Origin of the sequence: Mycobacterium heidelbergense, assembly GCF_050205645.1 — a bacterium.
Classification (GTDB): Bacteria; Actinomycetota; Actinomycetes; order Mycobacteriales; family Mycobacteriaceae; genus Mycobacterium; species Mycobacterium heidelbergense_A.
The window spans coordinates 1-10,859 of sequence record NZ_JBNMQT010000043.1; the positions used below are offsets into that span (position 1 = coordinate 1).

General features: G+C 62.8%; 10 protein-coding genes and 2 pseudogenes. 7 read left to right on the forward strand and 5 right to left on the reverse strand.

Annotated elements, in window-relative coordinates; all coding sequences use genetic code 11:
- Positions 1-1,994, forward strand: a 1,994-nt coding sequence (locus ACQI5H_RS24250) for a LysM peptidoglycan-binding domain-containing protein (RefSeq protein ID WP_427081836.1), incomplete at its 5' end; no start/stop codon positions are given.
- Positions 1,995-2,011: 17 nt separating this feature from the next.
- Positions 2,012-2,209 (forward strand): annotated as a pseudogene (locus tag ACQI5H_RS24255) (hypothetical protein); the annotation flags it as partial.
- 158 nt (positions 2,210-2,367) lie between these two features.
- On the opposite strand, the gene ACQI5H_RS24260 reads toward ACQI5H_RS24255, so the two are convergent.
- The 3 genes from ACQI5H_RS24260 to ACQI5H_RS24270 form a co-directional block, all read right to left on the reverse strand.
- Entirely contained in the window at positions 2,368-2,817 is a 450-nt protein-coding gene (locus ACQI5H_RS24260; protein ID WP_427081837.1) for a hypothetical protein, read from the reverse strand.
- Positions 2,818-3,502: 685 nt separating this feature from the next.
- On the reverse strand, positions 3,503-3,904 hold the full coding sequence (locus tag ACQI5H_RS24265) for a hypothetical protein (RefSeq protein WP_427081838.1): 402 nt from the start codon (positions 3,902-3,904) through the stop codon (positions 3,503-3,505).
- Positions 3,905-4,001: 97 nt separating this feature from the next.
- Positions 4,002-4,952, reverse strand: a complete 951-nt coding sequence (locus tag ACQI5H_RS24270) for an alpha/beta fold hydrolase (RefSeq protein ID WP_427081839.1) — start codon at positions 4,950-4,952, stop codon at positions 4,002-4,004.
- 662 nt (positions 4,953-5,614) lie between these two features.
- Between ACQI5H_RS24270 and ACQI5H_RS24275 the strand changes: the two genes are divergently transcribed.
- Both ACQI5H_RS24275 and ACQI5H_RS24280 read left to right on the forward strand, forming a co-directional pair.
- A complete protein-coding gene (locus ACQI5H_RS24275; RefSeq protein WP_427081840.1) occupies positions 5,615-6,418 on the forward strand; it encodes a tRNA-dependent cyclodipeptide synthase in 804 nt (267 codons plus the stop codon).
- A 44-nt stretch (positions 6,419-6,462) separates the two neighbouring features.
- A complete protein-coding gene (locus tag ACQI5H_RS24280) occupies positions 6,463-7,164 on the forward strand; it encodes an AroM family protein (RefSeq protein ID WP_427081841.1) in 702 nt (233 codons plus the stop codon).
- Positions 7,165-7,285: 121 nt separating this feature from the next.
- On the opposite strand, the gene ACQI5H_RS24285 is transcribed toward ACQI5H_RS24280, so the two are convergent.
- Positions 7,286-7,612, reverse strand: a complete 327-nt coding sequence (locus tag ACQI5H_RS24285; protein ID WP_427081842.1) for a Smr/MutS family protein — start codon at positions 7,610-7,612, stop codon at positions 7,286-7,288.
- Between the two features lie 626 nt (positions 7,613-8,238).
- Here ACQI5H_RS24285 and ACQI5H_RS24290 point away from each other — a divergent pair.
- From ACQI5H_RS24290 to ACQI5H_RS24300, 3 genes and pseudogenes are all read left to right on the forward strand, one after another.
- Positions 8,239-8,898, forward strand: a complete 660-nt coding sequence (locus ACQI5H_RS24290) for a TetR/AcrR family transcriptional regulator (RefSeq protein ID WP_427081843.1) — start codon at positions 8,239-8,241, stop codon at positions 8,896-8,898.
- Positions 8,899-9,538: 640 nt separating this feature from the next.
- Complete coding sequence (locus tag ACQI5H_RS24295; protein ID WP_427081845.1) at positions 9,539-9,823, forward strand: hypothetical protein; 285 nt, start codon at positions 9,539-9,541, stop codon at positions 9,821-9,823.
- 2 nt (positions 9,824-9,825) lie between these two features.
- Positions 9,826-10,084, forward strand: a pseudogene (locus tag ACQI5H_RS24300) (IS1634 family transposase); the annotation flags it as partial.
- Positions 10,085-10,389: 305 nt separating this feature from the next.
- Here ACQI5H_RS24300 and ACQI5H_RS24305 read toward each other — a convergent pair.
- On the reverse strand, positions 10,390-10,859 hold a 470-nt coding region (locus ACQI5H_RS24305), incomplete at its 5' end, for a hypothetical protein (RefSeq protein ID WP_427081844.1).

The window sequence follows — 10,859 nt, forward strand, 5'->3', positions numbered from 1 at the left end:
GCTTCGTCGACCCGGTAACCAATGCCGTCGAACGTCTCGGTGGGGCCCTCGACGACGCGGTCGAAGACGCGGCCGGCGAAACCGTGGCGGCGGCCGTGTCGTACTTCCCGAAGCTGGCTTGGGAGACGGCCCCATCCACGGTGAGGTTCGTCGGGGGGCAAGACGTCATCGCTCAGGCCGACCCCGTCCTGGAACACCGCAGCAGATTCAACTACGAGGAGCTGGGTGTGTCGCTAGTGTCCGCCGAGGCAGGCACCCTCGCTGCGATCCCGGGCGCTAACTTCGCCGGTGCGACTTTCGACAAGCTGCTCGGGGGTCTGGGCGCCGATACATCGCACGGCCTGACCGGGGGCATTCGCGGCCTGGCCGCGGGCGCGTTCGGCAACGTCTGCAACGGGGAAATCTACGGTATCGCGTCGGGCGTCCTCACCACCGGCAAGCCACAGTATCCGAACGCCGAAGGCTTGATCGGCGCGGTCAGCCGTGGCACGGCCGGCTTCACCCGCGGCTCGGTCGGCGAACTCGGCGCCGCACCCGATAGTGTCGGCACACCGCCCAAACCCGGCGTGTGCACGGTTCGCAACGAGGCGGGCGAGCTGGTGACTACCGCCGTCGACAAGGCCGGCCGTGCCACCATGACCACCACGACCACCGATTCCGAGGGGCGGCTCGCTACCCGCACCCTCGGGCCGGACGGCTCGGTCACCACACGCACCGCCGACGGTATCGCGCAGACGAGCCGCGGTCCTTACACCACCACCACACAGGACGGAAAGACCCGCACCACGGCGCCCGACGGGTCAACCACGGTCACGCACACCGACGGCAACCGCGTCACCCAGCGTCACGGCACGACAACCGAGACGACGACCACTGCGGACGGTGAGATCACCACCACCACCGTGGGCAATCGCGTCACAGTGCGGGCGCCGGACGGCTCGGTGACCACCACGCACACCAATAACGGTGTGGTCACCGCCACCCACACCACGGCCGGTGGCTACACCGTCACCGCTCACCCTGACGGCTCGGTGACGACGACCGATCCTGCTGGCCGGACCACAACCGAACCCGCACATGCATCGCCCGAAGCACCCCACTCGCCGCCGGTAATCACACCGAAGACAACCGAGTCACCGAAGACAACGGAGTCATTGACGCACGGCGGCACACACCTGACGCACAATGACCACGAGCCGCACAACAAAGACCTCGCCCACAATGAGCCGCTGGCACACAACGAACGTCAAGTATGGCGTCGCGAGGTGTGGCACACAATGCGGGAAGAGCGGCTCCAGTCGGCGCGCGACACTCTGGCCGAACGTCAGCGGAGCGAAACCGAGCAACTCACCCAGACTCACCACGAGCAGCAGCAGACAGTCGACCCGACGCAGCGCCACGAGCTATCGGCCCGCCAGCAAGACGAAAGCCGCCAACTCGCCGCGCGCCACCTTGCCGAGAAGGACAACCTCGACCAAGCCCAACAGCGCGCCGTCCGCAACACCCAGCCGCGAGAAGGCAGCGCAATGCGCACTAGGACTCGCCCCAAAGAATTGCCGCCCCATTACCGATGGCCCAACGGCGTGATCGCCCCGCAAACCACGCCGTCCCTACCGTCCCCACCCCCACACACCCCACCGCCAGCCAGCCCGGCGCCCACGACGCCAACCCCCGGCCCCCGATATACCGTGCAGCCCGGCGACACGCTCAGTGGAATCGCTGCGCGGTTCGGAATCGACTGGCGCACAGTCTATTCGGCCAACCACGCGCTGATCGGCAACAACCCCAGCCAGCTCCTCCCCGGTGAAAAACTCACAATTCCCAGCCTATCCCCAACTCAGCCGCCGCCATATATAGTCCAGCCCGGCGACACGCTCAGCGGGATTGCTGCGCGGTTCGGAATCGACTGGCAGACACTCTATTCGGCCAACCACGCGCTAATCGGCAACAACTCCAGCCGGCTCCACCCCGGCCAAACACTCACAATCCCCTAAGGCGTCGCGCATTTCTGACCGAACAAGCCGCCCTAAAGTGCGTCTACTTCGTCACAAGCTTCCTGGATCCAACTGGTCGAGGTAAGGCACGACGGGCACTGAGGTGGAAGCCTGCGCTCGATGCGGTTGCGATCACCTTCAACGGCCGGATCACCTCGACCGATGAACGTGTTGTCTGCGAGGAACGTCCCATAGCAGGGGCGCGGCCACGTTGACGTCGGGGCCTTTTTCTTCGCGGCGGCGACCGACACCATGCAGTGGGCGTTGGGTTCGCTCCGTTCGGGTTCGCCGATCAATGCGGGGTGCGCCAGTGGGCATCAACTAAGCGGGGGAGAGCCGACCGGGTTCGGGGAGAGTCTGGCCGGGGGTCGTGCTATGCCGCCGGCTCGTCCTCAGATTTGCTGTCGGAGTTGGCCGGTGGAGTGCTGCCTGACGGGTATGCCGACGGAGGTGGCGGATCGGGAATGCCAAGTTCTTCAAACACTTCCGTCAACTTCTCACTGACGCCGCGATGATTCCGCGATGCGGCCTTGAATAACTCGTGAAGTCCAAACTCGTCGTTGCGATCTGACGATGCGTATACGTCTTCGACTAGATTCCCGCTCTCGCCGAGCAATGAGAAAACATACGGATACCAATCGCCATCCTCGTCCTCGGCGGTGATGCGCAGACTGGATCTTGTCAGTGAGAGTTCGTAGCCATCGGTGAGGTCGGTGTCGACGGCCTCCCACTTCAGCCGCTTGGACTCGTCTTTGTCGTCGCTGCGGGCGACGAGCTCTTTGATCAGATACTTGATGCGATGGTCGTGAAGATCGTCGCTCACTTTCGGCTCCTTTACGGCGAGCGCGGGCGGACACGCTTGCAGTGCGGCTGTCTCGGTCGCTGGCCGCAACGTTTCTCGACTTGAACCTTACGAGCCAGAAACCTCGAAAGCCGCACCGGTGATACGCAGAGTATCATGCCGTCGTCTCGGTACTCCACTCGGGGGTCGGGCGAGACGATCCCCTCGAGGCCGCCGATGTGTGCGAGCCAGCGCTGGAATCGCCCTGACCTTCAAACTGATTAGGACAGCCGTGGTCAGGGTGCGAGCCAAGTCGGGTTGCTGGCGAGCTATTTGTTTCCGCCATCACCCGTGATACATTGTGTATCACCGAAGTCACAGCCCGGAGGTCGAAGCAGTGAGACAGGTTTGGTTCACGGTGCAGCTGGCGATCGGGTTGGCGATCTACTTCCTCGCTTGCGTGATCAGCTGGGCGCTACTGCGGGTCCGCAGAAAAACAAGCCGGTCTCAAGCTCAACGCGTGGGCTAACGACAGCACTGGTCGAGGCGAACGTCAAGCCGCGCCGATCAAGCCGGTGATCGGCTGGGGTGTCACTGAGTCGGCGGTACGCTCAATGATGTTGTCCGCCACAGGGATCGCCACAGGGATCGGGGGTCGTTGGATCGCTTCCGTGTGGATGAACAAGTGTGATCACGTGGCCTCCACGCAGCCTACCCGTGCCGCCCCTCATGGCGCAGCAGTGGTTTTTTTATGCGTGGCTGCTTCCCCGTCCGGCAGTCGCCAATGGTTAGGGGCTTCGGCGAAGCGGCGGATTTGGTCGCGCACATCTTTCGGCAGCCGCCTGGGAAGCGCATCATGGTCGAGTTTGTCGAGGGGACAGACAGTTTCGAGCCATTGTGCAAACCCACGAACCGCCCCGGGGCGCACCGTCAGGGGGTCACTGATCTGGCATACCATCGCACCGCTGAGTGTATGGGTCAGCTCCAGGGCGGATTCGTCGTACTGGGTGGCACCACAGCAGCCGATCAGCAGGCCAGGGTGGATTGCTAGGTGCGCGGTGATTTTCTCGGCGAGCACCCCAATCGTCTCCCCGGCCGGAGTGGGAATGGCAACGGTGATCATCGACATCTTGACAATCCTTTCCCGTTAAGGCGTTTCGCGCATGAGCCCTCCGCCGCTATCCCCCCTGCCGCAGCGGCAGGGGGGATAGCATCGTGGCGAGTCGTCACGCTGGCACCGCTTGCCGGCCTGCGCCGGGCTCCCGGCTGTCACCCGAGTCGGTCCGACCGTGCTCGCTAGCCATCGCCCGGCAGATTATGTCGTTGAGCACGTGTGGCGCCTCCTGGGGCAGCATGTGCCCGGCCTGGGGCAGGTGGACGTGACTCGCACCCGCGATTCCCGCGGCCAGATCCCGCCCGTGCGCGGACGGTACCAACGGGTCCCTGCCCCCGCTGACCACGATCGTGCGTGCCCGAATGCTCGGTAGCGCCGCGTACTGGTCATGAGCACGCAGACTGGGCAGGAATCCCACGGCGGTCGGCAGTGGGGTGGTGGTCAATGCCGACGCGGCGATCGCCGCCCAAGCGGCCGAGCGAGTCCCACCTTGCCAAAGCCCCAGCGTTGTGCACACCGGCCCGACCAGTGCCCGAACCGCGCAATCGGGCGTGTGCTCGACAAGCCTGGGCAGCGCAGCGGTCAGCGGTGTGGCCAACAGCCGACCCAGCCCCCGTTCAGCGAGCTTGCCGGCGGTCGTGGCAACCAAGACCAGTCCGTGCGGCTCGATGGGCCGCTCATGCAGCCCTATGTAGGCCAACGCGGTCATCCCGCCCATCGAATGCCCCACCAATGTCACCTGCCCGCTGACCCGTGCTGCGGCCAATACCTGCGCGAGGTCCTCAGCGAGGCGCTCGATCCGATACGTGCTCATCGGTGCCGCTCCCGAGCGGCCGTGACCGCGGTGGTCATAGCTGATCACCCGCACCGAAGACCTGTATCGCCTTGATAAATAGGCGCTTTGGCGCGCCCAGTACACGCGTGTTAGGCAAAAGCCATGCAGGAACACCACCGTGCGGGGCGCTGTTTCGGGGCCGCTGTCGCGCACGGCAAGCAGCACCCCGTCGTCGGTCCTGACGCGCAAATCACGACTTCGCGCCGTGGCACGCTTGTCGACCGCCATCTCCACGCCTCCTACCCTCCGATGCTGACGCATCACCGCAACTGAAAAATGATTGTGGTTCCGGCGGCATATCCGCTGCATCGGTAAGCGATAAGAGCTGTACCTATCCTCACCTATGGGCGGTGGATTCATCCGGTTCTGCCGTAGCCCGCATTTCTCATTGGCCACGATGCTGACTAGTACGCGCCTGAAACGTCGACTACTGTTGCGACGCTAAATCGCCGCCCTCAACCGGTCCGCGATTGCGCGCAACCATGGCGCGGAAAAATGCATCCCAGCGGTACAGCTTGCAGTGGCCCAGGCCAACGCAGAGAAGTTGATACCTATGACCTACCGATGTCACTGATATCGCCCCTACCGGAAACTGCTACGTGTGTATGGCGCAGGGGTGTGCGCGCTCGATGTCGGCTGGGCGATGGGGACCCGCTATGAAATGCGGCATGGCGCGTCGGCGACCCTGCGCCGCATCCGCAGTTTTCACCTCACCTGCCGGCGTGGGTGCGTTGCACCACGGATCGACTGACGGTAGTGCCTGTTGGGGAAGGGGACTCCAGATGAGTCGGGCTGTTGAGCCTCTGGGCACGGACGGGTCCGCAATCCGCGCCCAGCGTTCGGTCTGCGGAGAATCCTCCTGTGATTCGTTTGGATTCCGCGATGTGGCAATGGCGGCTGTGGACGGCGCCGCGACATCCCAGCACTCGCCAGCAACTGGCTGGTCATTGAACACCAACGGGTTGATAGCAAGACCTTGCACCGCACATTGCGGGGAGATCTTGCAACGACGCGATCATGTCTTGGTCGGTCTGAGCCCGGGAAATAGTTACTTTTCGGTGGACCGGATCACGCGAATGGCTCAGTGGGCGTGCACGCACTTCAACGGCATGCACTTCTTTACCTGGGAAGAACCGCACGCCTGGTCGTTGTATGCAGTCGGGCTCCCGTGGGAGAAGGCAAAGAAGCACGCAAACAAGAATTACCGAAACGTGTTGAACAAGGCCCGCAAGGCTTTGTGGGCCGCGGGAATTGAGGATCCCGACTCTAGGATCTTGACGTGGCCGAAGCTCAAGAAAATTCCCGCCTATCGCGAACTCCGCGGCAATGTGTACGAATTGTTCGATCGAGACGCGGGGTTTCGTGACTCGTGCCTGACCGAGACCCGCCGGTACTTGGCGGCACAGCCCCTCCTCGGCGACCTGTCCTTCGAAGCGCGAACAACGATCGCGGTTCGCTACTACCTCGAAGAGATACCGCTCTTTGTCGACACCCCACGGCTTGTCGGCGCCAATAGCTCTGTCTACTGCTATCACCAACTGAGCCCATTCCGGCAGCAGCTCTACCAACACAAGCTGTCCGTCAAGCCGGCACCGGGCCAGGCCTGTGTGACGCTGGAGGACGAGCAGAGCGGTCAACCCGCTCGGCTGCACGCATGTGCGGATGTCGAATCTGTTGCTGATTCGGTTAATTGACACCATTCATGAATGCTCACAGGCGTATCGAGCCAATAGAGTCCGTGAGCGGCGGTGCCCTGTTCGGAGAAAATCCTGGGGAGCGGGCGCGCTCTTTGGGAGTCGTCGTTCTCGGCGAGACGCCAAGCGACCATGTGAAAGAAATGCGCAACTGGATTCCAGCCGAGATTGTCGAGGTAGGTGTTCTGGACGGCCTATCGGCGAGCGAGCGCGAAACGCTCGAGCCCGCGACCGCAGACGATCTGCTCATTGCCGAGTGTCAGGCTGGACATGTCGCCTACGTCGGCTGTGCCGCAGCCGGTATTCGAATCCAGCACTGTGTCGACCGACTAGAACAGCATGATGTGGCGGCGACGCTCATCGCATGCACTGGGCACTTCGCCGAAGTCCACCATAATCGACCGCTCCTATTCGCCGAGAAATTAGTGCACGCGGGGGTTACCGCGTTGGCCGAAGGTGCGACACTGGGCTTGCTCATACCGGATGCGCGACAAGCGAACTCGGTTCGCAAAAATTGGTCCTGGTGGAAAGGTGACATCCTGACCGCCGCGGCCTACCCCGGCGAGGACGTGACCCGGGCTGCATTCTCCCTCGAAGGGAACGGCGCGCAGGTGATTGTCCTTCTCTGTATGGGTTACAACCTGGCCACCCAAGAGGCGGCCCAGAAACGGCTGACGATTCCGGTGCTGCTTGCACGGTCATTGGCTGCCCGGATTGCCGGAGAGTTCGTCGCTGGCGTGGGCTGACGACGCCCGCGATGGGCGGTCGCAGTTCTCCGGGGGCTCCGCCAATCCTGTTGTCCAGCTGAGGAAATGCCGGAAGACTTCGCAGAGGGCGCCTCCGGTTTGTTGTCGCCTCGCAACCAATTTAACGTGCGTCCCAGAGCGTGAGCTCGTCGTCGGGGGCCTCTTCGCACGTTCGTGACGATGCCGGCGGGTCGAAGTAAACCAGGATCCGGCCCTCGTTGGTCGAGTCAGCTTCAACGCGGCGATAGAATTTCTTCAAATGGGGCTGTGCGAGTTTGGCGAGAACCCGCCGCTTCAGCGTGCCAGAGCCTTTGCCGGGAATTATTTCGAGTAATGCCACATTTTGTGCAACCGCTCGGAATACGGCGGTGCGAACAGCTTTATCGATGTCACGATCGCTTCGGAAGACGGGGTGCAGATCCACGGTCAGGGTACCGGCCACAGACATCTCCTGAGTTTAAGGTGGCCGCATCCCCATGCGGCGACCAGCGCGACACAGCTTCGAAAACACTAACGCATTCCGAGGGACGTGCTTTGTCACCGCCCCCATCGCTAATTGTGAATTGTTTTGGGCCACAACCGATGCTCTATCAGTTGCTGGTGGTAGACATTTTCGGCATGGGCAAGCCGGTCGGAGTCGCTACCGGCGATCTGCCGGCGAATGTTAACCCGTCGACAATGTCTGCACTAGCATCGCCGGGGCGAGGCCGAGCGCTCGGGCGTCCGCGCCCGATGACCGCGGGTTGATGGGCGGGCCTGTGTCAGAGGGGAACTCTGCCAAGCGTTTAGCGTTGAAAGCCGGCGTCGTAGATGCGGCCTTCGGCGCGACGTCGATTCGCGGCGGTAGCGACCGCGGTAAACTGCTGATGGCACGTGGTGTCCTGCTCAGTGACACTGCGCGCCGTGAGCTTTCCCGCCTACCAAAGTGTCATACGCGGTGGGGGATGACGGCTTGCTGCCACCTAAGCTGGCAAACTGGGCCTCATGCCGCGCCAGTAGAAATCGCCTGAAATCTATGACGTACCGCAAACGATACTTGCAGTTTCAAACTAGCGCGCCTGATATCATAACCGGGTGGTTAAATCTGCCGCGCAGCAACCGGAGCCCCCAGGACCTCCCCGGCGCGAGCAAATTATCGCGGCCGCTCGCGCCGTCATCGAGGAGCACGGTCCCGACGCGCTGACTGGGCAGATCGCCCAACGCGCGGGGCTGGCACGTCCCAACGTCTATCGACACTTCGCTAGCAAAGACGAACTCGACCTCGAGGTGGCGCGCAGCGCATACCAGGAGCTGCGAACCACCGTTTTGACCAAGATGGACCGCTGCGATACGCCGATTGATGTGATCCGCGCACCGATCTCGGCGCAGGTGATCTGGGCGTCGAAGCACCCGAACCTGTATCGATTCCTCGTCAGCCATAGTTACCAACCAAGTTCTCGGCGGCGCAGGGCAGAGCGGCGTGATTTCGCCGCCGATATCGTCGCGGCCGGGGCGCGGTATTTTCCGGATCTTGCGGATGATCCGGATAGCGCCGCCACTCTGGTTGTCTCGTTGGGTGGGCTTATCGACGCGTCGATTCTGGCTTGGCTGAGTCGACGGACCGAAACGCGACGCGCACTCATCGAGCGGCTGACGCAGCACGCCTGGCTGATTGTCGAGCATCACTTCAGTGAGCTCGGCGTCGAAATCGACCCTGACGTGCCGCTATCGCTGTCCGAGCAGAAGCCGAGCTGACACTGGTCTCGCGTTTTCGGACTGTGTGCTAAGCGGTCTACAAGCGGGTCGATACCCGGCATATCAGTGCAGCGTTTACGTTGCAATCGCCGGCTCGGCAGGGCAGACATGTTGAGAAATGTTGCGGCAGCGCTTGTGGCCGGTGTAGCGGCCATGGGTCGGGCGTGAGCAGTACGGTTGACTTGCTGAATCGCGCCCACGGCCGCCCAGCGTGATGTGCCGCAGGAGATCGATAAGCGCTTCACAGCCATTCCGTGTAAGCCGCTAGCCCCCGACGAATCGGCCAGTGTCGAGGTAGCGGCCTCGGCGCGATGACCGGTCTGTGGTTGAGCTCGCACGCGCTCGCACTCCAAACCTGACGCGCTGGCAGCGTTGATCGTTGATACCGCGAATTCGGCGGCGCAGATCGCCGACGATCGTCAGGAACAGCTGATCAACGAATTGACTGACCGGATGCGCGCTGTGCGCGAGGGGCCGTTGACCTGACGGACGACCAACATCTGGGGCGCCCATGCCGAGCGGGCTCACAGGCCCGTTGAGTCCACGCACAACCAGGAACTAGCGGGCGAACGATTTGCCCGATACACTTCGTATCGATAGGTGAGATACACTGTGTATCCCTCGGGACTGGGAGGCGTCAATGGCGGACTTCAAGGCAGATTACGGTGCTATGGATGCGTTTGCGGCCACCAATCATGCCGCAGGTGAGCAGTGGACGACCGCCGCTTCGGCGGATATCGCGGCCCACTTCGCTGCCCTGGCGGCGGCAATAGGGCCGATCGGCGCTCCGCACATTCTGCCCGCCGCAGCGGAGGCTCTGCCGAATTGTTTCGGGGCCGCAAGCAAACTCGGCGAGCTTCACCACGCAATCGCCGATGGCACTACTTCGGCGCAGGCGACTTTCCACGCGGCGGACAACGCCTGAGAACCTTGCATTTCGAGGCCGATGCCGCCGACGGATTCCGCGAGCCGGGATTCTCCAAAGATAGGTGCCTGGAACCGAAATTCACCCTCGGGCTGTTGACCGACGCCGCCGGATCCGGCTAACGGTCGAGTTGTTCGAGGGCAACAAGGCCGAGACCGCCACGATGCTGCCCGTCATCAATGCCTTCGAGGCCACCAATCACCTGCGCGATGGCACCTGGCCGATACCGGGATGATCTTCGAAGCCAACCAGGTCGCATTGTAAGCCGCCCGATTGTCGTTCATCTTGGGCACCCGTATCCTGGGTCAACCCCAGATGACGGGCGATGGCGCTGACCGTTCAGCCCTTTACGTAATGCTTCTGCTTCCACAACCAACCCCTATGCGAGGATCTGGCGCGCGGCCCCTCCAAATGTTTGCGGACTCTGACACCCAGAGCCTGGAAGAGGTCCACCTACAACCGGGAGGATCTCAAACTGCGAGTCGCTAGGGGTGGTCACATTCGATGAGCAGGACCCGTCTCAGCGGTAGCACCGACTGACGTTGGGACCGGCGCTGCGCTGTCGACTACCGGGCAGGAGTGGGCAACCCCAGGAGTGCGCTGATGGCTGTGCCTATGAGCTCGGGATGACGGCCTAGTCCGTTGACGAGCATGCCAATGATCGCGGGATGCTTGCCCGCCGCGTCGAGGGTGGCGGGGAGGATTTGGGGGTTCTTTGTCGCTGCTTGGACGGCTGCGGTGGTGAGCGCGGGGTGGGCGGCCATCGTGTCCAGTAGCTCGTTGAACATCTCGGGGTGGGCGACCACGGTGGTCAGGAAGTCGTTGTAGAGCGTGGGATTGGCGGCCATCGTGTTCAACAGGCCTGTGAACATCTGCGGATGGGCCGACACCGTGTTGAGGAAGTCGTTGTAGAGCGCGGGATTGGCGGCCATGGTGTCCAGCAGCCCCGTCAGCAATGTCGGATGAGCGGCCAGCCCGTGCAGGAAGGTGTCGTAGAGCGGCCGGTTATCGGCCATGGTGTCCAGCAGCCCCGTCA